15 protein-coding genes are annotated in these 23,842 nt (G+C 64.1%); 11 read left to right on the plus strand and 4 right to left on the minus strand.

Features of this window, described 5'->3' with window-relative positions:
• Positions 1-140 precede the first annotated feature (140 nt).
• From BJG93_RS05875 to truB, 8 genes are all read left to right on the plus strand, one after another.
• Complete coding sequence (locus BJG93_RS05875) at positions 141-1,361, plus strand: pyridoxal phosphate-dependent aminotransferase (protein ID WP_027197394.1); 1,221 nt, start codon at positions 141-143, stop codon at positions 1,359-1,361.
• A 376-nt stretch (positions 1,362-1,737) separates the two neighbouring features.
• Positions 1,738-2,778 carry an SMC-Scp complex subunit ScpB gene (gene scpB, locus BJG93_RS05880; protein WP_027197395.1) on the plus strand — a complete coding sequence of 347 codons (1,041 nt, stop codon included), beginning with the start codon at positions 1,738-1,740 and terminating at the stop codon, positions 2,776-2,778.
• Between the two features lie 63 nt (positions 2,779-2,841).
• Positions 2,842-4,629, plus strand: coding sequence for a 23S rRNA pseudouridine(2605) synthase RluB (gene rluB, locus BJG93_RS05885; protein WP_027197396.1), 1,788 nt, complete (start codon positions 2,842-2,844; stop codon positions 4,627-4,629).
• A 633-nt stretch (positions 4,630-5,262) separates the two neighbouring features.
• Positions 5,263-5,721 (plus strand): ribosome maturation factor RimP, encoded by a 459-nt coding sequence (gene rimP, locus BJG93_RS05890; protein ID WP_027197397.1) that lies wholly within the window; start codon positions 5,263-5,265, stop codon positions 5,719-5,721.
• The gene (nusA, locus tag BJG93_RS05895; RefSeq protein WP_027197398.1) at positions 5,718-7,193 is read left to right on the plus strand and encodes a transcription termination factor NusA; all 1,476 of its coding nucleotides are present in this window, start codon (positions 5,718-5,720) and stop codon (positions 7,191-7,193) included. The genes rimP and nusA overlap by 4 nt, the downstream gene beginning before the upstream one ends.
• Before the next feature lie 94 nt (positions 7,194-7,287).
• Complete coding sequence (gene infB / locus BJG93_RS05900; protein WP_027197399.1) at positions 7,288-10,203, plus strand: translation initiation factor IF-2; 2,916 nt, start codon at positions 7,288-7,290, stop codon at positions 10,201-10,203.
• A gap of 251 nt (positions 10,204-10,454) precedes the next feature.
• Positions 10,455-10,820, plus strand: a complete 366-nt coding sequence (rbfA, locus tag BJG93_RS05905) for a 30S ribosome-binding factor RbfA (RefSeq protein ID WP_027197401.1) — start codon at positions 10,455-10,457, stop codon at positions 10,818-10,820.
• Between the two features lie 78 nt (positions 10,821-10,898).
• Positions 10,899-11,834, plus strand: coding sequence for a tRNA pseudouridine(55) synthase TruB (gene truB, locus BJG93_RS05910; RefSeq protein ID WP_027197402.1), 936 nt, complete (start codon positions 10,899-10,901; stop codon positions 11,832-11,834).
• 125 nt (positions 11,835-11,959) lie between these two features.
• Here the strand turns inward: truB and BJG93_RS05915 are convergent, their stop codons facing one another.
• The 4 genes from BJG93_RS05915 to BJG93_RS05930 all read right to left on the minus strand — a co-directional run bounded on the left by BJG93_RS05915 (position 11,960) and on the right by BJG93_RS05930 (position 16,961).
• A complete protein-coding gene (locus tag BJG93_RS05915; RefSeq protein ID WP_027197403.1) occupies positions 11,960-13,522 on the minus strand; it encodes a DHA2 family efflux MFS transporter permease subunit in 1,563 nt (520 codons plus the stop codon).
• A 34-nt stretch (positions 13,523-13,556) separates the two neighbouring features.
• Positions 13,557-14,795 carry an EmrA/EmrK family multidrug efflux transporter periplasmic adaptor subunit gene (locus BJG93_RS05920; RefSeq protein WP_027197404.1) on the minus strand — a complete coding sequence of 413 codons (1,239 nt, stop codon included), beginning with the start codon at positions 14,793-14,795 and terminating at the stop codon, positions 13,557-13,559.
• Between the two features lie 80 nt (positions 14,796-14,875).
• Positions 14,876-16,396: an efflux transporter outer membrane subunit gene (locus BJG93_RS05925; RefSeq protein ID WP_027197405.1), complete on the minus strand. Its 1,521-nt coding sequence runs from the start codon at positions 16,394-16,396 to the stop codon at positions 14,876-14,878.
• 49 nt (positions 16,397-16,445) lie between these two features.
• Positions 16,446-16,961, minus strand: coding sequence for a MarR family winged helix-turn-helix transcriptional regulator (locus tag BJG93_RS05930; protein ID WP_027197406.1), 516 nt, complete (start codon positions 16,959-16,961; stop codon positions 16,446-16,448).
• A 279-nt stretch (positions 16,962-17,240) separates the two neighbouring features.
• On the opposite strand from BJG93_RS05930, the gene typA reads away from it, so the two are divergent.
• From typA to odhB, 3 genes are all read left to right on the plus strand, one after another.
• On the plus strand, positions 17,241-19,070 hold the full coding sequence (typA, locus tag BJG93_RS05935) for a translational GTPase TypA (RefSeq protein WP_027197407.1): 1,830 nt from the start codon (positions 17,241-17,243) through the stop codon (positions 19,068-19,070).
• A gap of 360 nt (positions 19,071-19,430) precedes the next feature.
• On the plus strand, positions 19,431-22,292 hold the full coding sequence (locus BJG93_RS05940) for a 2-oxoglutarate dehydrogenase E1 component (RefSeq protein ID WP_027197408.1): 2,862 nt from the start codon (positions 19,431-19,433) through the stop codon (positions 22,290-22,292).
• Positions 22,293-22,433: 141 nt separating this feature from the next.
• Entirely contained in the window at positions 22,434-23,714 is a 1,281-nt protein-coding gene (odhB, locus tag BJG93_RS05945) for a 2-oxoglutarate dehydrogenase complex dihydrolipoyllysine-residue succinyltransferase (RefSeq protein ID WP_027197409.1), read from the plus strand.
• The last annotated feature ends 128 nt before the right edge of the window (positions 23,715-23,842 follow it).

The raw sequence follows: 23,842 nt of genomic DNA on the forward strand, positions 1-23,842 counted from the left end.
CGGCGGGCATGACCGCCCGCGCCCGCTGCCGGCTTCGCCGCTGCCCGGCCATCCGGCGCGCTAAACTACCGGCTTCACCGCGCACGCCTTCACGGTTGCGCCCAGAGCCTTCCATCCTTCACCCCCCCCCGACAGCCTTGATGAGCGAACTGCATCTGCCCGTGCCCTCCGTCCCGAATGCGCGCGACGCCGTGCGCGCGTTGCGTCCCTCGCAAATCCGTGAAGTCGCGAACGCCGGCTTCGGCGTCGACGACGTGCTGCCGTTCTGGTTCGGCGAGTCCGACCGCGTGACACCGGCATTCATCCGTGACGCCGCGAGCGCGGCGCTCGCCGCCGGCGCGACGTTCTACACGCACAACCTCGGCATCGCGCCGTTGCGCGCGGCACTCGCCGGCTACGTCAGCGAGTTGCATGGCGCGACGTCGCCGGAGCACATCGCGGTGACGAGCGCCGGCGTCAACGCGCTGATGCTCGCCGCGCAACTGGTGGTCGGCGCCGGCGACCGGGTGGTCGCGGTGACGCCGCTATGGCCGAATCTGGTCGAAATTCCGAAGATTCTCGGCGCGCACGTCGAAACGGTCGCGCTCGGCTACGGCGACCGCGGCTGGCAGCTCGAGGTCGGGCAATTGCTGGCTGCGCTGACGCCCGACACCAAGATGCTGATGATCAACTCGCCGAACAATCCGACTGGCTGGGTGATGAATCGCGACGATCAGCGCACTGTGCTGGACCACTGCCGGCGTCACGGCATCTGGATCGTCGCCGACGAAGTCTACGAGCGGCTTTACTATCCCGACGATCGCGCCGCCCAGGCGGCCGGCGCGCAGACTGCGCCGTCCTTTCTCGACCTCGCGACGCGCGACGAACGCGTGATCTGCGTGAATTCGTTTTCGAAAGCCTGGCTGATGACCGGGTGGCGGCTGGGCTGGATCGTCGCGCCGACCGCGTTGATGGATGACCTGGCGAAACTGGTCGAGTACAACACGTCGTGCGCGCCGTCGTTCGTGCAGCAGGCGGGAATTGCGGCGCTCCAGCAGGGCGGGCGTTTTACGCAGGAGCTGGTGCGCGACCTGAGGGGGTCGCGCGATCATCTGGTGCGCGCGCTGTCGGCGGTGCCCGGTGTCGATGTGAAGATTCCGCTCGGCGCGATGTATCTATTCTTCTCGATGCCGGGCTCGACACGCAGTCTCGATCTGTGCAAGGCGATGGTACGCGAGGTCGGGCTCGGCGTGGCACCGGGCAGCGCGTTCGGGCCGCAAGGCGAGGGGTTCGTGCGCTGGTGCTATGCGTGCGATACGGCGCGGCTCGATGCGGGCGTCGAGCGCTTGGCGCGCTTTCTGGCGCGCGACGCCGGCGCCTGAACGCACGGCCTGGCGGGCGGGGTCGCGCTGCGTCTTATGCACCGCGAGCGGCGAAAAGCTGCGAATCGTGAAAATCTCGTTTGCGGCGATTCGGCCCAGGTGGGCGCGGGGCACACCCGTCGGCGGCACAGCGGACGACGCACGGGGATCGCGGCTTTACGCCCCGGTCGTTTTTGCGTAATATGGCGCTCAGTCACGCGATTCCTTTTCAGGAATGTCGCCGCTCCGTCCGGCTGGGTCTGGCTCGATAAGTCTGTTCGCCGCCCCCCGGTGCGTGCTCCCATCAATATGACCGATCAGAATCGGGCGAGCGCGTCTTCAGTTCCACATCGTCTGTTTGATCCGGTTCTTTGACCACAGGGTCTGACCTAGCTGCATGAATACCCAAGAGGCGAAGATCGTCCTCGAGACTGCCTTGATCTGCGCGCAGGAGCCGTTAAAGCTCGGCGACTTGCGCAAGCTCTTTGCCGACGGCGTGTCGGCAGACACTGTTCGGACCTTGCTCGAAGACCTGAAGCAGGACTGGTCTGGGCGCGGTGTGGAGCTGGTCGGGCTGGCGTCGGGCTGGCGGTTTCAAAGCAAGCCCGCGATGCGTTCGTATCTGGATCGGTTGCATCCGGAAAAACCGCCGAAATACTCTCGGGCGGTGCTCGAAACGCTCGCGATCATTGCCTACCGGCAACCCGTGACACGGGGCGATATCGAAGAAATTCGCGGTGTGACGGTGAATACGCAGGTCGTCAAGCAGCTCGAGGATCGCGGCTGGATCGAGGTGATCGGTCATCGCGACGTGCCGGGGCGTCCGGCGCTGTATGCGACCACGCGTCAGTTCCTCGACGACCTCGGCTTAACTGCGCTCGACGAGCTGCCGCCGCTTGCCGATCCGTCCGCGCAGCTGAACGCGGATCTGCTGGGTCAGCACGCGATCGAGTTTGCCGAGGGCGACGCGAAGAACGTGCAGCAAGCCGGGCACGAGACGGCGGGTGAGACTGGCGAGCCGGCCTCACTGGAACCGGTGCGGCACGCCACATCGGGACTCGAAGCAGAGTCGAACGAGACCGTATCCGAGTCCACGTTCCAGCCGGAGTCCCACGGGGAGGCGGCCGGGCAGGCCGGCACGGCGAATGCTTCAGATCTGTCAGGCGCGTCGAGCGCGCCGCACGACTCACAACAACAGCCCGAACTGGCACCGACGGCAGCGCAGACCGGCGTCGCCGGCTCGGCACAGCATCACGATCCGGTCGTCCAGACCGATCCGGCAACACCCGCGCACGACCCAGGCGTATCTCGCAATACGGAGAACGCCGCCGAGCCGAACCCGATCGAGGCGGCGCACGACGATCCCGAGGATCGCCGCGATGCCGCGCAAGACGCAGGTTTTCTGACCGACGACGAAACCGAGTCGCGCAGCGCCTGACGTAACCGAACTTTTTTGCCGCGCCCGCAACGGGCGCGCGCGACCTGACATTTTGAGGTTGTTTTGACACATACCCACGACACCGATTCGTCCGAATCCGAGCGCCCCGTGCCGTCAACGCGGACCGACGAACGCACTACGCAAGCGTCCGCAGGCGAGGGCGAGCGCCCGGCTCACGGCGCGGAAGCAGACGGCGAAGAGCGTCCGCGCCGCGGTTTGCGTCGCGGGCCGCGCAGCCTGATCGCGCGACGCCGCGCCGGCGCGAAGACGAAGGCAGCCGAGGGCGCGCCCGCGCAAGGCGCACCGGTCGTCGCCGAAACGCCGCCGGACGGCGAGGTCGTCGCCCAAGTGCGCACTCCGCGCAAGGACGCGGGCGCCAAACAGGGCGGACGACGTAATCCGGGCGGTGCGAAGCGTGAGGGCGCATCACGTGAAGGCCAGCGCGAGCGTCAGTCTCAGTCGCGCGAAGGCCAGCGTGAAGGTCAACGCGAGGGCCAGCGCCAGAACCGTCGAGGGGCCGATGCGTCCGCGGCGACGGAGCCAGCTCAGGACGATCTGTTCTCATACGTGACGTCGCCCGCGTTCGATGCCGACAACGGCACGACCGGCGGCGTGCGCGCGCCGATGCTGCGCCGTGGCAAGGTGGCGGGACCGAAGCGTGTGCTGTCGCCCGACGAGGACGCGCCGAAGCTGCACAAGGTGCTCGCCGAGGCGGGCATGGGCTCGCGCCGCGATATGGAAGAGCTGATCATCGCCGGCCGCGTGTCGGTGAACGGTGAACCGGCGCACATCGGCCAGCGCATCATGCCGACCGACCAGGTCCGGATCAACGGCAAGCCGGTCAAGCGCAAGATTGCGGGCAAGCCGCCGCGCGTGCTGCTGTATCACAAACCGACCGGCGAAATCGTCAGCCACGCGGATCCCGAAGGCCGTCCGTCGGTGTTCGACAAGCTGCCGCCGATGAAGACCGCCAAGTGGGTCGCGGTCGGCCGTCTCGACTTCAACACCGAAGGTCTGCTGATGTTGACCACCTCGGGGGACCTCGCGAACCGCTTCATGCACCCGCGTTATAGCGTGGAACGCGAATACGCGGTGCGCGTCGTCGGCGAACTCGCGGAGGGCATGCGCCAGAAGCTACTTCACGGCGTCGAACTCGAAGACGGTCCGGCAAATTTCCTGCGCATCCGCGACGGCGGCGGCGAAGGCACCAATCACTGGTACCACGTCGCGCTCGCCGAAGGGCGAAATCGCGAAGTGCGCCGCATGTTCGAAGCGGCGGGCCTGATGGTCAGCCGGCTGATCCGCACGCGCCACGGCCCGATCTCGCTGCCGCGTGGTCTGAAGCGCGGCCGCTGGGAAGAACTCGAGGACAATCAGGTGCGCGCGCTGATGGCATCGGTCGGCCTGAAGGCGCCGACCGAGGAGCACGGCAGCCGCAATGCGGCGCCGGAGCGTCGTCAGCCGGATCCGATGCAGACGTCGATGGGATTCATCAACCGCGAGCCGGTGCTGATGTCGCATAGCCGTTTCGAGCAGCAGCCCCGCGGACAGGGCCGCCGTGGCTCCGCAGGTGGCGGCTTCGGCGCGGGCATGGGGAGCGGCACTGGTTTCGGTGCGGGCGTGAGCAATCGCGGCACCGGCGGCCAACGCGGCCGCGACGTCGACGGCAATCGCGCGCCGTCGCCCAATGGCAACCGTGCGCGCACTGGCGGTAAGCGTGCCGGCGCGGCGGGCAACAGCGGTGGCAGCGGCAATCGTGGCGGCAACGCGAACCGCGCCGGCGGCAACGCGGGTCCAGGCGGCGCGAATCGTGGTGGCGGGACGGCCCGTGGTCGCTCGCGCAGCCGCTAAGCGGGGGCTGTACTGCGTTCGACAACGGGGCGTTGAACGGCCCGGCCCCTTCGTGCCGTTCGCATGACCTGCCACGCTAGCGGCTCTTCGCACGGCTCGTTCGGCAATTGTGCGGCCTCAATGCCGAGTGCTTGCCGGGCGAGCCGTTTATCGTTTTGGAGACTTTGCGCGGGCTTTCATTTGCCGCATTCGAGCGGCTTTCGGAGGCGTCAAGTGCCGTGCGAAACTGCGCGGAACACCCAAAGCACGGTTCGCTCGAAAGTGTTGGCGCAGGCGTCCGGCCCCCTTTCCGCAGAGCTCTGGCAAGCTTGCGAAAGCTCGGATTGGCCGCCACTTTGTCGAAACATTCCCATCAAATCAAGCGGAAATGCGCGTCGCCGGGCCTTCTGCGAATTGCGTTTGGGCCGAAAAATGGCTACAATCGCGAAGTCGCTGGGCGTACGGTTTGATGTGCGGCTCAGGTGCGACCACCGGCAATAAGATGATGGGCGTTCAGCCCATTTTTTTTTGCCGCTCAGTTCATCGTGGTTCGGCATCTCGGGTTCGTATGAACTGCGCCGGCTTGGTGCGCGGCCCGCATTGGTTGTTTGCAGAAGAGGCGAGGCTCGCTGCGCGAACATCTATGAGGGCACTGTGCAACTGACGGAACTGATTGAAACCACGGTCGTGGGACTCGGCTACGAGCTCGTCGATCTCGAGCGCACCGGGCGCGGCATGCTGTGTATCTATATCGACCAGCCGGCCGGCATCGCAATCGAAGACTGCGAGAAAGTCACGCGTCAGCTCCAGCACGTTCTGACGGTCGAAAATATCGATTACGAGCGGCTCGAAGTATCGTCACCCGGTCTCGACCGCCCGCTGAAAAAACTGGCGGATTTTGAACGTTTCGCGGGCAGCGAAGCGGTTATCACACTGAAAAAGCCATTTGACGGTCGGAAATCGTACCGGGGCATTTTGCATGCTCCGCGGGGCGAGACGATCGGTCTCGAATTTGAAGGAAAAGAAGGCGCCGCGATGCTCGATTTCACGCTCGCGGACATGGACAAGGCGCGCCTTGTTCCGAAAGTTGACTTTAGGAGCCGCAAACAATGAGTCGCGAAGTGTTGATGCTGGTGGATGCGCTGGCACGCGAGAAAAATGTCGACAAGGACGTGGTATTTGCCGCGCTCGAAGCGGCTCTCGCTTCGGCCTCCAAGAAACTCTTCGAAGAAGATGCGGATATCCGCGTCCACATCGACCGTGAAAGCGGCGAACACGAAACGTTTCGCCGCTGGAAGGTGGTGCCGGACGAAGCCGGTCTGCAGGAGCCGGATCAGGAAATCCTGCTGTTCGAGGCGCGCGAACAGCAACCCGATATCGAACTCGACGAGTACATCGAGGAGCCGGTGCCGTCGATCGAATTCGGCCGTATCGGCGCACAGGCCGCCAAGCAGGTGATCCTGCAGAAGGTGCGCGACGCCGAGCGCGAGCAAATCCTGAACGACTTCCTCGAGCGCGGCGAACACATCATGACCGGCTCGGTGAAACGCCTCGACAAGGGCAACTTCATCGTCGAATCGGGCCGCGTCGAAGCGCTCCTGCGCCGCGATCAGTTGATCCCGAAGGAAAACCTTCGCGTGGGCGACCGCGTGCGCGCCTACATCGCGAAGGTCGACCGCACCGCGCGTGGTCCGCAGATCGAGCTGTCGCGTACTGCGCCGGAATTCCTGATGAAGCTGTTCGAGATGGAAGTGCCGGAGATCGAGCAGGGCTTGCTCGAAATCAAGGCGGCGGCTCGCGATCCGGGCGTGCGCGCGAAGATCGGCGTGATCGCTTACGACAAGCGCATCGATCCGATCGGCACCTGCGTCGGTATCCGCGGCTCGCGCGTGCAGGCCGTGCGCAACGAGCTCGGTGGCGAAAACGTCGACATCGTGCTATGGTCAGAAGACCCCGCCCAGTTCGTGATCGGCGCGCTCGCGCCGGCAGCCGTGCAGTCGATCGTCGTCGATGAAGAAAAGCATTCGATGGACGTCGTCGTCGACGAAAGCGAACTCGCGGTCGCGATCGGCCGCAGCGGCCAGAACGTGCGGCTTGCCAGCGAGCTCACGGGCTGGCAGATCAACATCATGACGCCGGACGAATCTGCGCAGAAGCAGAATCAGGAGCGCGGCGTCCTGCGCGACCTGTTCATGGCGCGTCTCGATGTCGACGAAGAAGTCGCCGACATCCTGATCGACGAAGGCTTCACGAGCCTCGAAGAGATCGCCTACGTGCCGCTCAACGAAATGCTCGAAATTGAGGCATTCGACGAAGACACCGTTCACGAACTGCGCAACCGCTCGCGCGACGCGCTGTTGACGATGGCGATCGCGAACGAAGAAAAGGTCGAAAATGTAGCGCTCGACCTGAAGAGCCTGGACGGCATGGACGCCGACCTGCTCGCGAAACTGGCCGAACATCAGATCCAGACGCGCGACGAACTCGCCGAGCTGGCCGTGGATGAACTGGTCGAGATGACTGGGATGGGAGAGGATGCCGCTAAGGCGTTGATCATGAAAGCACGTGAACACTGGTTCCAGTGAGAAATGACCATGGCGCACTGAATTGAACGCGGCCGCGAGGCCGCATGACCCGATGCTAACCGCAAGGAATCGGTCCTTGCATTAAGAGGAATGAATGGCGAGTAACAACGTAGCCCAATTTGCCGCGGAACTGAAAATGCCTGCTGGCGTGCTGCTCGAGCAGCTACAGGCAGCGGGCGTCCAGAAAGCGAGCGAAGACGACAACCTGTCCGAGGCGGACAAGGCGCGTCTGCTCGATCACTTGCGCAAGTCGCACGGCTCGAACGATGCCGACAAGCGCAAGATCACGCTGACGCGCCGGCACACGTCGGAGATCAAGCAGTCCGATGCGACGGGCAAAGCTCGCACCATTCAGGTCGAGGTGCGCAAGAAGCGCACGTTCGTCCGCCGCGACGAGACCGTCGCGGAAGGCGGGGACGCATCGAATCATGTAGCCGAAAACGCGGACGCCGAAGATCTCGAACTGCAGCGTCGTGAGGAAGAAGCGCGTCACGAAGCCGAACTGCTCGAAAAGCAGGCGCAGCAGCTGCAGGCACGTCAGGAACAGCTCGAGCGCGAAGAGGCTGAGCGTCAGGCGCGCGAGCACGCTGCGGAAGCCGAGCGCCAGCGCGCGGAAGACGAAGCGAATAAACGCGTAGCGGCCGAGACGGCGGCTCGCGAGAAGGCCCAACAGGCGGCGCAAGCTGCGGCACCGGCTGCCGCGAAGTCAACTGAGCAGGACGACGAACGCGCGGCAGCGGAACGCGCCGCGCAACGCGAAGCCGCGAAGAAGGCGGAAGACGCCGCGCGTCTGGCCGCCGAAAAGGCGCGCGCCGAACAGGAAGAAATCGCCAAACGCCGCGCGGCCGCCGAAGCCGAAGCGCGCGCAATTCGCGAAATGATGAACACGCCGCGCAAGGCGCAGGTGAAGGCTCCGGAGCCGGCACCGAAGCCTGCGGAGCCGGCCAAGGTGGCCGAAGCGAAAGGCACGCTGCACAAGCCGGCGCGTCCGGCTGGCGAAGCGCCGGCGCGCCCGGCAGCCCGGAAGCCGGCAGCTGCGGCTCCGGCGCCCGCAAGCGCACCGTCCGCCGGCGACAAGAAGAAGCCGGGTGCTGGCGGCAAAGGTGGTAACTGGCAGGACGACGCAGCAAAGCGCCGCGGCATCAAGACGCGCGGCGACTCGAGCGGCGGCGTCGATCGTGGCTGGCGCGGTGGTCCTAAGGGTCGTGGCAAGCATCAGGAGCAGAGCACTACGTTCCAGGCGCCGACCGAACCGATCGTGCGTGAAGTGCACGTGCCGGAAACCATCACGGTCGCGGATCTGGCGCACAAGATGGCGGTGAAGGCGTCGGAAGTCATCAAGGTGATGATGAAGCTCGGCCAGATGGTCACGATCAACCAGATGCTGGACCAGGAAACGGCGATGATCATCGTCGAGGAACTGGGCCACCGTGCGCTCGCGGCGAAGCTGGACGATCCGGAAGCGATGCTGGTCGAAGGCGAAGCGACCGACGCGGAAGCACTGCCGCGTCCGCCGGTCGTCACGGTGATGGGCCACGTCGACCACGGCAAGACCTCGCTGCTCGACTACATTCGTCGCGCGAAGGTTGCGGCAGGCGAGGCGGGCGGTATTACGCAGCACATCGGCGCTTATCACGTCGAAACGCCACGCGGCGTGATCACGTTCCTCGACACACCGGGTCACGAAGCCTTTACGGCAATGCGTGCCCGCGGTGCGAAGGCAACCGACATCGTGATTCTGGTGGTGGCCGCCGACGACGGCGTGATGCCGCAGACGAAGGAAGCGATCTCCCACGCGAAGGCCGGCGGCGTGCCGCTGGTCGTAGCGATCAACAAGATCGACAAACCGGACGCGAATCTGGAGCGCGTGAAACAGGAACTCGTCACGGAAGGCGTCGTGCCGGAAGAGTACGGCGGCGATTCGCCGTTCGTGCCGGTGTCGGCGAAGACCGGCGCGGGCATCGACGATCTGCTCGAAAACGTGCTGTTGCAGGCCGAAGTGCTGGAGCTGAAGGCACCGGTCGAATCGCCGGCCAAGGGTCTCGTGATCGAAGCGAAGCTCGACAAGGGTAAGGGTCCAGTCGCAACCATCCTCGTCCAGTCGGGTACGCTGAATCGCGGCGACGTCGTGTTGGCAGGCAGCGCCTACGGTCGCGTGCGTGCCATGCTCGACGAAACCGGCAAGCCGACCAAGTCCGCTGGCCCGTCGATCCCGGTCGAAATCCAGGGTCTGTCGGAAGTCCCGCAGGCTGGCGAAGAAGTGATCGTGATGCCGGACGAGCGCAAGGCGCGTGAAGTGGCACTGTTCCGTCAGGGCAAGTTCCGCGACGTCAAGCTCGCGAAGCAGCAGGCCGCGAAGCTCGAGAACATGCTCGAGCAGATGGGCGAAGGCGAAGTGCAGTACATGCCGCTCATCGTCAAGGCCGACGTGCAGGGTTCGCAGGAAGCGCTGGTGCAGTCGCTGCAAAAGCTGTCCACTGACGAAGTGCGCGTGCAGATCGTGCACGGCGCGGTCGGCGGCATCAGCGAGTCGGACGTCAACCTCGCGACGGCGTCGAAGGCGGTCATCATTGGCTTCAACACCCGCGCGGATGCGCAGGCGCGCAAGCTCGCGGAAGCCAATGGCGTCGACATCCGCTACTACAACATCATCTACGACGCCGTGGATGAGGTGAAGGCGGCGATGTCGGGCATGCTGGCGCCCGAGAAACGCGAAGTCGTGACGGGCACGGTCGAAGTTCGCCAGGTCTTCAAGGTGCCGAAGGTCGGCACGGTGGCCGGCTGTATGGTCACGGACGGTTTCGTCAAGCGCTCGTCGTCGGTGCGCGTGCTGCGCAATAACGTCGTCATCTTTACGGGCGAGCTCGACTCGCTCAAGCGCTTCAAGGACGATGTGAAGGAAGTCCGTCAGGGCTTCGAGTGCGGTATGTCGGTCAGGAACTTCAACGACATCGTCGAAGGCGATCAGTTCGAAGTCTTCGAGGTCACCGAAGTCGCGCGTACGCTGTAATTCACGCGGCGCGGCACAACGGGCGGAACGGGCTTGACGCCCGCTCCGCCCGTTGTTTTTGAGCCCGCTGCGCCGAGTTTGCCGCTGGCTTCGATGCCGCGTTCGTCGTGAATCGGCACATGGCGCGAGACCATCGCACCGACGTGTCGTTCACAGGCCGCGGCGATCGCGACGCCGTCGTATCCAATGGATAACAAACACGGCTCGCGCGAACCCATTTTTGCATCCGTTATCACGGAGCACACAACACCATGCCTAAGAAACGTACCAGTCCCAATCGCAACGTGCAGATCGCCGATCAGATCCAGCGCGACCTGGCCGAGCTGCTGCGCGAGGTCAAAGATCCGCGCATCGGCCTTGTCACATTCCAGAGCGTCGAGCTGACGCCCGACTACGCGCACGCGAAGGTCTATTTCACGACGCTGACGGGCGATCCGCAGCAGACGCTGGAAGCGCTGACGCACGCGGCCGGCCATCTGCGCAATCTGCTCTTCAAGCGCCTGCATATTCATACGGTGCCGACACTGCATTTTCACTACGACAAGACGATCGAGCGCGCGGTCGAGATGTCACGTCTGATCGACGAGGCGAATTCCACGCGCGCGAAAGACGACTGAGCGTCTCCTCTGCCGCGGCGCTCCATGCAGCGCGCGGCGCGGTTTTGCGCATTTCCCGAACGTTCCGCCTCACTCGACATGACCGCTCCTCAACGCCCCCGCGTGCCCCGTCGCGCGCTCGACGGCGTACTGCTACTCGATAAGCCGCTCGGCCTGTCGAGCAACGACGCGCTGGTTCGCGTCAAACGTCTGTATCTGGCGAAAAAGGCCGGCCACACCGGCACGCTCGACCCGCTCGCAACCGGCCTGTTACCTCTGTGCTTCGGCGAGGCCACCAAGTTTTCACAGGACCTGCTCGAAGCCGACAAGACCTACGAGGCGACGATGCGCCTCGGCATCCGCACGACTACCGGCGATGCCGAGGGCGAGCCACTCGACGTCCGCGCGGTCGATTGCGACGAGGCGGCGGTGCGGGCGAGCCTGCAGCGGTTCATCGGCGAGATTGTTCAGATTCCGCCGATGTACTCGGCGCTCAAGCGTGACGGCAAGCCGCTGTACGAGTACGCGCGCGCCGGTCAGACGGTCGAACGGGAAGGGCGGCAGGTGACGATTCGCGCGCTCGAGCTGATCGCGTGCGCGTTGCCGGATGTGACGTTTCGAGTGACGTGCAGCAAGGGCACCTATGTGCGTACGCTTGCCGAGGATATCGGCGAGGCGCTCGGCTGCGGCGCGCATCTGGTCGCGCTGCGTCGCACGGGCGTCGGCGCGCTAACGCTCGACCATTCGGTCACGCTCGAAGCGTTGTCCGAGGCGACCCAGTTCGAGCGCGACTCATGGCTGCAACCGGTCGACGCGTTGCTGTCGACGTTCCCGCAAGTCTGTCTCAGCGACGACGACATGCGCCGCTTCCTGCACGGCCAGCGGCTGAAGCTATCGTCGTTGACGATCGCTGCCGAAGCGGTGAATGCAGCGCGCGTGAGGGTGTACTCGGCGCAGGGGCGGCTTCTCGGTGTCGCGAAGCCGGGCGAAGGCGTGCTTGCGCCCGAGCGTCTGGTCGTTACGACAGAGAGCTAGGCGTGGCCGCTTTGTCAGCCAGGCACGGACAATAAAAAAAGCGGGATCTGCCGTCGAGCGATCCCGCTTTTTTGGATGCCATCCGGTGCAGGGTGCCGAACTGAAGCAGCACCCGAACAACGCCTTCAATGCGCCGCAGCGGCTGCCGCTCCTCCATCGCCACCTGCCCGTTCTGGTCGCGTGATCCAGATCAGCGCGATCAGCGCGACAAAAATGCCGGCCGAAATGAAGAACAGATCGTTCACGCCGAGTTGCGCGGCCTGCTGCGTAACCATGGTATTGAACAGACCATACGTCTGCTGCTGATCCAGGCCCGCCGCGCCCATCTGATGAATCGACTGACCAAACGCCGGGTTGTAAGCGTTAGCCTGCTCGGTCAGTTGCGCATGATGCATGATCGCGCGGTGATCCCATGCGGTCTGGAAGATCGACGTACCGATACCGCCGCACATGATGCGCACGAAGTTCGACAGCCCTGAGGCCGCCGGAATCCGATGGCCCGGCAAGCCAGACAGCGTGATCGACACGAGCGGAATGAAGAAGCCAGCCATGCCGATGCCCTGAATCAGCGTCGGCAGCATCAGCGAGTACGTGTCGACGCCCGTCGTATAGCGCGAGCGCATCCAGAAACACAGCGCGAAAATCAGGAAGGACAGCGTCGCGATATAGCGCGGATCGGTGCGCGGCAGCACCTTGCCGGTGAGCGGCGACAGCAGGATCGCGAATACACCGACGGGTGCCATGACGAGTCCGGCTTCGGTCGCGGTGTAGCCGATATCGGTCTGCAGCCACAGCGGCAGTAGCACGAGATTGCCGAAATAAAGCCCATAGCCGATCGACAGCGCGATCGTGCCGCCGGTGAAATTACGCCGGCTAAAGAGCGACAGGTCGACCACCGGATGCTCGGCCGTCAGCTCCCACACGATGAAGAACGCGAGCGCGATGAGCGCGACGAGCGCGAGCACGACGATCGTCGTCGACGAGAACCAGTCGAGATCTTTGCCCTTGTCGAGCATGACCTGAAGGGAGCCGACCCAGACGATCAGAAGACCAAGGCCGACGCCATCGATCGGCGCCTTCCTGATGACCGAATCGCGGTTACGAAAGATCATCCACGTCGCGACAGCCGCGATCGCGCCGACGGGAATATTGACGTAGAAAATCCAGGGCCACGAGATGTTGTCGGAAATCCAGCCGCCGAGAATCGGACCCGCGACCGGCGCGATCAGCGTGGTCATCGCCCACATCGAGAGCGCCATCGGCGCCTTCGCGCGCGGATAGCTCGCGAGCAGCAGCGTCTGCGACAGCGGGATCATCGGGCCGGCCACCGCGCCTTGCAGCACGCGCGACGCGAGCAGGAAGGGCAGGTTCGGCGACAGCCCGCACATCCACGACGACAGCACGAACAGCACGATCGACGCCATGAACAGCCGAACCTGGCCGATGCGATCGGTGAGCCAGCCGGTCAGCGGCACTGAGATCGCGTTGGCTACCGCGAACGACGTAATCACCCACGTGCCCTGATCGGACGACACGCCGAGGTCGCCGGAAATCGACGGGATCGACACGTTCGCGATCGACGTGTCGAGCACGTTCATGAACACGGCGAGCGATACCGCGATGGTGCCGATCACAAGTTGCGCGCCCTCGAGCGGCGGGTGAGCGGCTTGCGCCTGAGCCTGAGCCATTAAAAGAGCCTTCTATGAATCGTCGGGCGGAGCCTTAGCTCTTATGGGCCACCGGTTTCACGGTCGCGCCGCTCGCCGAGGTCGACTTCTGCGGGCCGCCGTTGGCGTTCGAGCCGGCGTTTTCCGAAATGATGCGCACGATTTCCGCGTCGGCTTCCGCGCCGTACTTGTCGAAAACGTTGGTCTGGTAGGCCGTGGTCGGCGCCTGACCGAGCTGGCCGCCGGTGTCGTCCTTGATGTTGACGTCAGCCTGCATCGACAGACCGATACGCAGCGGATGCTTCTCGAGCTCCTGCGGATCGAGCGCAATTCGCACCGGCAGACGCTGCACCACCTTGATCCAGTTGCCGGTCGCGTTCTGCGCGGGCAATAGCGAGAACGCCGAACCCGTGCCGGCCGAGAAGCCGACCACCTTGCCGTGATACGGTACCGACGAGCCGTACACGTCAGCCGTCAGTTCGACCGGCTGGCCGATGCGCATGTGCTTGAGTTGCACTTCCTTGAAGTTCGCGTCGACCCACACGTCATGCAGCGGCACGATCGCCATCAGCGGCGTGCCCGGCGACACGCGTTGGCCGAGCTGCACCGAGCGCTTCGCGACATAGCCGGTGACCGGCGCTGGCAGCGTGTTGCGAGCGTGGTTCAGGTACGCGTCGCGCAACTTTGCGGCGGCGGCCTGCACATTCGGGTGATCCGCGATCGTGGTGTTCGCGGTCAGCGCGCGGTTTGCTGCGAGTTGCTGTTTAGCGGCGTCGAGCGCGGCCTGCGCGGACTTCACGGAGTCGCGTGCGTGAGAAATTTCTTCCTGCGATACGGCGCCGGTCTGCGCGACGGTCATACGGCGCTTGAGGTCGTCCTGGGCACGCGACAGGTCGGCCTCGCGCGCTGCAACCTGCGCTTCGTACTGGCTGTCGTCGGCGAACAGGCCGCGCACCTGACGCACCACCTGGGCGAGATTGGCCTCCGCCTGTTCGAGCGCGACGCGCGCGTCGGCCGGGTCGAGGACGACAAGCGGATCGCCGGCCTTGACCACCTGAGTGTCGTCCGCGTTGACCGCGATCACGGTCCCCGTGACTTGCGGCGTGATCTGCACGACGTTGCCGCTTACGTAGGCGTCGTCGGTGTCTTCGTGGTAGCGAGCGACGAGGAAGTAGTACAGGCCGTACGCGACCGCGGCTATCAGGATCACGATGACGAGCAGCGTCATCATGCGCTTGCGTTTGCCGTTGTTCGCGGCTTGCGGTGGAGTGGCAGGCTGCTGGGGGGTGCTCATTGATGTGCTCCGGGGTCTCTTGAACGTCGTCGTTTATTCGGGTGTTCGTGTGGATGCGTGTGCGTCGGCGCGGGCCGCGCTCAGTTCGCGGCGGTGCTCGTGGTGTGCTTCGCTGCGGTGGCCGATGCCGAGGCATCGGTCGGCACCACGAGGCCTGTCTGGGTCGCGTCGAAGCCGCCGCCCAGCGCCTTGATCAGACCGATCTGCAGACTGCGGCGGCGCATCTGCAGACCCGTGACCGTTTGCTCGGCGGCGAGCCGGTTTTCGTCGGCGGTCAGCACCTGCAGTTGCGGCGACAGACCGGCCTTGTAGCGCACCACGGCGAGCTGGTAGGCCTTGCTCGACGCGTCGAGCGCGCGCTGGGCGTCGCCTTCCTGGCGGTCGATCGAGCGGATCGACGAGACCTGTGTCGATACGTCCTGCAGCGCGTTGATCAGTGTCTGGTTGTAGTTCGCGACGTCGCCCTCGAAGTCGGCGTAGCGGCCCTTCAGTTGCGCGCGCAACGCGCCGGCGTCGAAGATCGGCAGGTGGATTGCCGGGCCGAACTGTATCTGACGGCTCGACGCGGTCAGGAAACGACCCCAGCCGAACGCGTCGAAACCGAAGCCGGCCGCGAGGTTCACATCGGGGTAGAACTCCGCCTTCGCTTCCTTCACGTCGTGCATTGCGGCTTCGACCTGCCAACGCGCCGCGACGATGTCCGCGCGGCGCGCCACAAGGTCGGCCGGGATGTTGTCGGGCAGCGCGACCGCGTCGCCGCCGGTGAGCACCGGCTTGTCGATCTGCAGGCCGCGGTCCGGACCTTTGCCCAGCAGCGCGCCCAACTGGTAGCGCACGACGGTGATCTGGCCGTCGAGGTCCGTCAGGTTGGCTTGGCTCGTCGCGATGTTGCCGGTAGCGGTCTGCTTCTCGACGTTGGTGTCGAGGCCGGCCGTCACGCGGTTATTGGTGATGCGGCCGACGTCCTGGCGGTTGGCGATTTCGCGCGCGGCGATGTCGCGGAACGCATACAGCTGCGCGAGCTGGTTGTAGGTGCTCGCCACCGACGCCGCGAGCGTCACGCGCGCCTGCTGCATGTCGGCTTCGGCGGCTTTCTGCTGCGATACGGCCTGGCCGAGGCGCTGACGGTTCTTGCCCCACAGGTCGAGGTCCCACGACGCGCTAGCGAGCACGTTGTTTTCGCTATACCAGGAGCCGCCGTACGGAGGGGGGTAGAGGCCGTTCGCCGAGAACAACTCGCGGGTCCAGGAATAGCTTGCGTTGACCTTCGGAAACAGCGCCGAGCGGGAGCTTTCAATATACGACGAAGCCTTCGCGAGCCGCGCTTGCGCCTGGGCGATCGACGGGCTGCCCTCGAGCGCTTCAGCGATCAGCTTCGGCAGCTGCGGGTCGCCGAACTGGTTGGCCCAGTCGAGCGAAGGCCACTGGCCGCCCTCGTTGGGCAGGCTCTGCGTCGACTCGTACTGCGTCGGCGGCGCGATCTGTTTGTCGCTTTTGACGCCGAAGTAGTTCGCGCACCCCGTGAGGGCGAGCGCTGTCACCGCGGCGGCGACAGCGGCCCGGCTCGACAGCGCGGGCGCGGACAGGGAAAGGGATTTCATCGCTCGACTCTTTGAGTGGAATGTAATGGTGGACGCCGCAAGCAAGTTATTAGGATTTGCTATCGGGATGGCTTGCGGCATCGCGGGTAAGTCCCGTCTGCTCACCAGAATTGACGAGCACGCGGCGCAGCATGCTCTTCAGAAAGCCCACTTCTTCGGGGGTGAACCCGTTCAGTAGGTTATCGAGCACGCCATTGAAAATGCCCGGCATGCGGGCGGCGATTGCGTGGCCTTCCGGCGTCAACGCGAGGCGCACGACGCGTCGGTCCTCGTTACTGCGCACCCGCGTGAGCAGGCCGCGCTTTTCGAGCCGGTCGATCAGGCGCGTGACGGCGCTTGCGTCGATCCCGTATTCACGCGCCAGCTCGGCTGCGAGCAGGCATTTGCCGCTCGCCACCATGAACAGGATGCTGCCTTGCTGGCTGGTGATGCCGAGTTCGGCCATGCTGCGTTGCGTGATCAGATTCGACAGCGTCGATTTCACCCGCGAGATGAGATAGCCGACGCTTTCGCCGAGTTGGTACTCGCTGATATTCGGCGTGGGTTCGTTGGTCGGCTCCGTCATGGTTCTCGTGCGAATGCAATGGTTGACTAGGCATTAGTATAGTCGGCTGTTGATTGACGCGACAAGCGTTATTACAGCTTAGGCAAGGAATATTTCGCGCTCACGCAGCAATGGATTAGCGTACGGCGCGGCGCGGTCTATCGGGGAATACCAGAAAGGATCATCCGCGCGTGCTATAATTTTGGGTTCCCAAAAGTGCGCTTTGGGCTTGTTGTCGTGGTTTATCTCCTCAACCAGCAGCATAAGCAAGCGGCGCACTCAACCGTCTTCAGGTTTCCTATGACCCGCGCCCTACGCAACATCGCCATCATTGCTCACGTCGACCACGGCAAGACCACGCTCGTCGACCAGCTTCTCCGTCAGACCGCCACGTTCCGCGAGAACCAGCAGATCGCCGAGCGCGTGATGGACTCGAACGACATCGAAAAAGAGCGCGGCATCACGATCCTGTCGAAGAACTGCGCGGTGGAGTACGAAGGCACGCACATCAACATCGTCGACACGCCGGGACACGCTGACTTCGGCGGCGAAGTGGAGCGCGTGCTGTCGATGGTCGACTCGGTGCTGCTGCTCGTCGATGCGGTGGAAGGCCCGATGCCGCAGACCCGCTTCGTCACGAAGAAGGCGCTCGCGCTAGGCCTGAAGCCGATCGTCGTGATCAACAAGGTCGACCGTCCGGGCGCGCGGATCGACTGGGTGATCAACCAGACTTTCGACCTGTTCGACAAGCTCGGTGCAAGCGAAGAGCAGCTCGACTTCCCGATCGTCTACGCATCGGGCCTGAACGGCTACGCGGGTCTCACGCCGGAGGTGCGCGACGGCGACATGCGTCCGCTGTTCGAGGCGATCCTCGAGCACGTGCCGGTTCGCCCGGCCGATCCGGAAGGTCCGCTGCAACTGCAGATCACCTCGCTCGACTACTCGTCGTACGTCGGCCGTATCGGCATTGGCCGTATCACGCGCGGCCGCATCAAGCCGGGCATGGCGGTCGCGGTGCGCTCGGGCCCGGAAGGCGAGATCCTCAATCGCAAGATCAACCAGGTGCTGTCGTTCAAGGGCCTCGATCGCGTGCAGGTGGACTCCGCTGAAGCGGGGGACATCGTGCTGATCAACGGTATCGAGGAAGTCGGCATCGGCGTGACGATCTGCTCGCCGGAACAGCCGGAAGCGCTGCCGATGATCACGGTCGACGAACCCACGCTGACCATGAACTTCCTCGTCAACTCGTCGCCACTGGCTGGCCGCGAAGGCAAGTTCGTCACGAGCCGTCAGATTCGCGACCGCCTGATGAAGGAACTGAATCACAACGTCGCGCTGCGCGTGCGCGATACCGGCGACGAAACCACGTTTGAAGTGGCAGGCCGCGGTGAGTTGCACCTGACCATTCTGGTCGAAAACATGCGTCGCGAAGGCTATGAGCTGGCTGTGTCGCGTCCGCGCGTCGTGATGCAGGAAATCGACGGCGAGAAGCACGAGCCGTACGAAAATCTGACCGTCGACATGGAAGACACGCACCAGGGCGGCGTGATGGAAGAGCTCGGCCGCCGCAAGGGCGAAATGCTCGACATGGCGTCGGACGGCCGCGGCCGCACGCGTCTCGAATACCGTATTTCGGCGCGCGGTCTGATCGGCTTCCAGTCGGAATTCCTCACGCTCACGCGTGGCACGGGTCTGATGAGCCACACGTTCGATTCCTACCAGCCGGTCAAGGAGGGCGCGGTCGGTGAGCGTCGCAACGGCGTGCTAATTTCGCAGGACGACGGCGCGGCAGTCGCGTACGCTCTATGGAAGCTGCAGGATCGCGGCCGCATGTTCGTGTCGCCGGGCGAGGCGCTGTATGAAGGCATGATCATCGGCATCCACAGCCGCGACAACGACCTTGTCGTGAACCCGATCAAGGGCAAGCAGCTCACGAACGTGCGCGCGTCGGGCACTGATGAAGCCGTGCGTCTGGTGCCGCCGGTTCAGCTGTCGCTCGAATACGCGGTCGAGTTCATCGACGACGACGAGCTGGTCGAAGTTACGCCGAAATCGATCCGTCTGCGCAAGCGCTACCTGAAGGAACACGAGCGCCGCAGCGCGAGCCGCAACAAGGTTGCCAGCGAATAAGCGGAACTTGAACCCGGCTGGATAAAAGGCAACGGAAGCCACCTTCGGGTGGCTTCCGTGTTTTTGGCGCATTCAAACCTTGTGGCACTTGCATCATGACGCCACTCCATTTCCCACAGAACATTATTGCGCGCTTTGAAAAGGCACCCGGCCATCCGTGAAACGCCCGCCGTCAGGGGCTTTGGGCCTTTGCTGTCCGCTATGTGGACTATTCGTTCTGTGCTATGCTCTCGGGTGCAAAGTTTTAGGTCCTTCCAAGCAAGACTTGATTCGCGCAATCCGCTAAACGGTCAGGCCGTGTCGCGGAAGGTTCGGTAACCCGCTATTTCTCGAGAAGCTCGAAGAAAGGTGAGCGTAAAAATGATGAAGCAATTCCAGTCGAACTCTTATCTGTTCGGCGGCAATGCTCCGTACGTTGAAGAAATGTACGAAGCGTATCTCGATAATCCGGCGTCAGTGCCCGAGACCTGGCGCAGCTATTTCGATGCGTTGCAGAACGTACCCGCATCGGACGGCAGCAACGCCAACGACGTGGCCCACGGCCCCATCGTCGAATCGTTTGCACAGCGCGCCAAGGCCAATGCGTTCCTGCCGCGCGCAACGGCCGGCGGCGAAGATCTTGCAACTGCCCGCAAGCAGGTTTACGTCCAATCCCTCATCGGCGCATATCGCTTCCTCGGCTCGCAATGGGCCAATCTCGATCCTCTGAAGCGCCGCGAACGTCCCGCGATCCCCGAACTTGAACCCGCGTTCTACGACTTCACCGAAGCCGACATGGACCAGGAGTTCAGCGCAACGAATCTGTACTTCGGGTTCGAGCGCGCGACGCTGCGCGAGATCGTCAAAGCCCTGCGCGATACGTACTGCGGCACGATCGGCGCCGAGTACATGTACATCAGCGATCCGGAGCAGAAGCGCTGGTGGAAGGAACGCCTCGAATCGATCCGTTCGACGCCGAACTTCAGCAACGAAAAGAAGAAGCACATCCTGAACCGCCTGACGGCCGCCGAAGGCCTCGAGCGTTTCCTGCATACCAAGTACGTCGGTCAGAAGCGCTTCTCGCTCGAAGGCGGCGAGAGCTTCATCGCGGCGATGGACGAAGTCGTGCGTCACGGCGGTCTGCGCGGCGTACAGGAAATCGTCATCGCGATGGCGCACCGCGGCCGTCTGAACGTGCTGGTCAACACGCTCGGCAAGATGCCGGCTGACCTGTTCGCTGAATTCGAAGGCAAGCACGTCGACGATCTGCCGGCTGGCGACGTGAAGTACCACAAGGGCTTCTCGTCGGACGTCGCGACCGAAGGCGGCCCCGTTCATCTGTCGCTCGCGTTCAACCCGTCTCACCTCGAAATCGTCAACCCGGTGGTCGAGGGCTCGGCGAAGGCGCGGATGGACCGCCGCGGCGACGAAGACGGCCTTCAGGTGCTGCCGGTGCAGATCCACGGCGACGCGGCTTTCGCGGGCCAGGGCGTCGTGATGGAAACGCTGAACCTCGCGCAAACGCGCGGTTACGGCACGCACGGCACGCTGCACATCGTCATCAACAACCAGATCGGCTTCACGACGTCGGATCCGCGCGACTCGCGCTCCACGTTGTACTGCTCGGACGTCGTCAAGATGATCGAAGCGCCGGTGCTGCACGTGAACGGTGACGATCCGGAGGCGGTCGTGATGGCCATCCAGATGGCGATCGACTTCCGCACGCAGTTCCACAAGGACGTCGTCGTCGACATCGTCTGCTTCCGCAAGCTGGGCCATAACGAGCAGGACACCCCGGCGGTCACGCAGCCGCTGATGTACAAGACGATCTCGAAGCACCCGGGCACCCGCGCGCTGTACGCTGAAAAGCTCGTGCAACAGGGCGTCATCACGGCCGAGGAGGGCGAGGAGTTCGTCAAGGCCTATCGCAAGGCGATGGACGAAGGCCATCATACGGTCGACCCGGTGCTCTCGAACTACAAGAGCAAGTACGCGGTGGACTGGGTGCCGTTCCTGAACCGCAAGTGGACCGATGCCGCCGACACGGCCGTGCCGCTCGCGGAACTGAAGCGCTTGGCCGAGCGCATCACCACGATTCCGGAAAACTTCAAGGTTCACCCGCTCGTCGAGCGCGTGATCAACGACCGTCGCGCAATGGGCCGCGGCGAAGCGAAGCTCGACTGGGGCATGGGCGAGCACCTCGCGTTCGCATCGCTGGTCGCATCCGGTTATGCCGTGCGCCTGACCGGTCAGGATTCGGGCCGCGGCACGTTCACGCACCGTCACGCCGTGCTGCACGACCAGAACCGCGAGCGCTGGAACGACGGCACCTACGTGCCGCTGCAGAACATCGCCGAAGGTCAGGCGAAGTTCACGGTGATCGACTCGGTGCTGTCGGAAGAAGCGGTGCTCGGCTTCGAATACGGTTACTCGACCGCTGAACCGAACACGTTCGTCGCATGGGAAGCGCAGTTCGGCGACTTCGTGAACGGCGCGCAGGTCGTGATCGACCAGTTCATCTCGTCGGGCGAAGTGAAGTGGGGCCGCGTGTCGGGCCTGACCATGCTGCTGCCGCACGGCTACGAAGGCCAGGGTCCGGAGCACTCGTCGGCGCGTATCGAGCGTTTCCTGCAACTGTGCGCGGACCACAACATGCAGGTCGTTCAACCTACCACGCCGGCGCAGGTCTTCCACCTGCTGCGTCGCCAGATGATCCGCCTGTTCCGCAAGCCGCTGATCGTCGCAACGCCGAAGTCGTTGCTGCGTCACAAGGAAGCCGTGTCCGATCTGTCGGAACTCGCGAAGGGCTCGTTCCAGCCGGTCATCGGCGAAGTGGACGAAGCCATCGACGCGAAGAAGGTCAAGCGCGTGCTGGCCTGCTCGGGCCGCGTGTACTACGACCTGATCGCGCATCGCCGCGAAGCGAAGGCGAACGACGTCGCGATCATCCGTATCGAACAGCTCTATCCGTTCGCGCACAAGCAGTTCGAAGCGGAAATAAAGAAGTACGACAACGCAACGGAAGTCGTGTGGGTGCAGGACGAGCCGCAGAATCAGGGCCCGTGGTTCTACATCGAGCACCATCTGAAGGAAGGTATGAAGGAAGGGCAAAAGCTGGCGTACAGCGGCCGTCCGGCTTCGGCTTCGCCTGCGGTCGGCTACTACGCGAAGCACTATGAACAGCAGAAGGCGCTGGTTGAAGGCGCTTTCGGCCGCCTCAAGAGCGCGTCGATCGCTAAATAAAGAAACAGACGAGCCGGGAGCGCGCAGCGCGCGCTCCCGCGCCGCGCCGAACGTTTCCCATGTGGTTCAGGCGCAGCGCCCACGGTTCGCAGGCGGTCGTGAAGAAGCGCCGTCACCCGATACGTATTCAGGATACTCATAATGGCTATTGTTGAAGTCAAGGTTCCCCAGCTCTCCGAGTCGGTCTCGGAAGCGACCATGCTGCAGTGGAAGAAGAAGCCCGGCGAGGCTGTCGCTCAGGACGAAATCCTCATCGAAATCGAGACCGACAAGGTCGTGCTCGAAGTGCCGGCACCGGCTGCAGGCGTGCTGGCGCAAGTCATCTCGAACGACGGCGACACGGTCACGGCCGAGCAGGTGATCGCGAAGATCGACACCGAAGGCACCGCAAGCGCCGCCGCTGTCGAAGCGGAAGTCAAACCGGCTCCGGTCGCCGCACCGGCAGCGGCTGCGCCGGCTGCTCAGGCTGCTGCCGCAACGGGCTCGAGCACCGCTGCTTCGCCCGCTGCCGGCAAGCTGATGGCCGAGAAGGGCCTGGCTGCTGGCGACGTCGCCGGCACGGGCCGCGACGGCCGCATCACGAAGGGCGACGTGCTCGCCGCCGGCCAGGCTGCCCCGACGGCCACCAAGGCTGCACCGGCGCCGGCTGCCGCGCCGAAGGCTGCCAAGCCGGCGCTGCCCGACGTCAAGGCTCCGGCATCGGCCGACCAGTGGCTGAAAGATCGTCCGGAACAGCGCGTGCCGATGTCGCGTCTGCGCGCGCGTATCGCCGAGCGTCTGCTCGAATCGCAGCAAACCAACGCCATCCTCACGACGTTCAACGAAGTGAACATGGCGCCGGTCATGGATCTGCGCAACAAGTACAAGGACAAGTTCGAGAAGGAACATGGCGTGAAGCTCGGCTTTATGTCGTTCTTCGTGAAAGCGGCTGTTCACGCGCTGAAGAAGTTCCCGCTCGTGAACGCGTCGATCGACGGTAACGACATCGTCTATCACGGCTACTTCGACATCGGTATCGCTGTCGGCTCGCCGCGCGGTCTGGTGGTGCCGATCCTGCGCAATGCAGATCAGCTGAGCCTCGCCGACATCGAGAAGAAGATCGCCGAATTCGGTCAGAAGGCGAAGGACGGCAAGCTGTCCATCGAAGAAATGACCGGTGGTACGTTCTCGATCTCGAACGGCGGCGTGTTCGGCTCGATGCTGTCCACCCCGATCATCAACCCGCCGCAGTCCGCGATTCTCGGCGTGCACGCCACCAAGGAGCGCGCCGTGGTCGAAAACGGCCAGATCGTGATCCGCCCGATGAACTACCTCGCGCTGTCGTACGACCACCGCATCATCGACGGCCGCGAAGCAGTGCTGTCGCTGGTCGCAATGAAGGACGCGCTGGAAGATCCGGCTCGCCTGCTGCTCGACCTGTAAGCGCACGTTCCACTGGCGCCGGCCTGCCGTTTGCGCGGGCCGGCGTCATCGGTAGCACGTCTTTAGCATTCCGCAGTACAGGAACGGCGCGCGCCACGTCGAGTGGCCCGGCGCCGTTCCGCCATCAA

It is taken from the genome of Paraburkholderia sprentiae WSM5005, from assembly GCF_001865575.2.
Taxonomy (GTDB): Bacteria; Pseudomonadota; Gammaproteobacteria; order Burkholderiales; family Burkholderiaceae; genus Paraburkholderia; species Paraburkholderia sprentiae.

Excerpts from the sequence above, each read along its gene's own strand:
- BJG93_RS05940 (WP_027197408.1), top strand. The coding sequence starts at position 19,431 with ATGATGAAGCAATTCCAGTCGAACTCTTATCTGTTCGGCGGCAATGCT.
- BJG93_RS05920 (WP_027197404.1), bottom strand. The coding sequence starts at position 14,795 with ATGAGCACCCCCCAGCAGCCTGCCACTCCACCGCAAGCCGCGAACAAC.
- typA (WP_027197407.1), top strand. The coding sequence starts at position 17,241 with ATGACCCGCGCCCTACGCAACATCGCCATCATTGCTCACGTCGACCAC.
- odhB (WP_027197409.1), top strand. The coding sequence starts at position 22,434 with ATGGCTATTGTTGAAGTCAAGGTTCCCCAGCTCTCCGAGTCGGTCTCG.
- truB (WP_027197402.1), top strand. The coding sequence starts at position 10,899 with ATGACCGCTCCTCAACGCCCCCGCGTGCCCCGTCGCGCGCTCGACGGC.
- infB (WP_027197399.1), top strand. The coding sequence starts at position 7,288 with ATGGCGAGTAACAACGTAGCCCAATTTGCCGCGGAACTGAAAATGCCT.
- BJG93_RS05925 (WP_027197405.1), bottom strand. The coding sequence starts at position 16,396 with ATGAAATCCCTTTCCCTGTCCGCGCCCGCGCTGTCGAGCCGGGCCGCT.
- rbfA (WP_027197401.1), top strand. The coding sequence starts at position 10,455 with ATGCCTAAGAAACGTACCAGTCCCAATCGCAACGTGCAGATCGCCGAT.
- BJG93_RS05930 (WP_027197406.1), bottom strand. The coding sequence starts at position 16,961 with ATGACGGAGCCGACCAACGAACCCACGCCGAATATCAGCGAGTACCAA.
- nusA (WP_027197398.1), top strand. The coding sequence starts at position 5,718 with ATGAGTCGCGAAGTGTTGATGCTGGTGGATGCGCTGGCACGCGAGAAA.
- BJG93_RS05875 (WP_027197394.1), top strand. The coding sequence starts at position 141 with ATGAGCGAACTGCATCTGCCCGTGCCCTCCGTCCCGAATGCGCGCGAC.
- scpB (WP_027197395.1), top strand. The coding sequence starts at position 1,738 with ATGAATACCCAAGAGGCGAAGATCGTCCTCGAGACTGCCTTGATCTGC.
- BJG93_RS05915 (WP_027197403.1), bottom strand. The coding sequence starts at position 13,522 with ATGGCTCAGGCTCAGGCGCAAGCCGCTCACCCGCCGCTCGAGGGCGCG.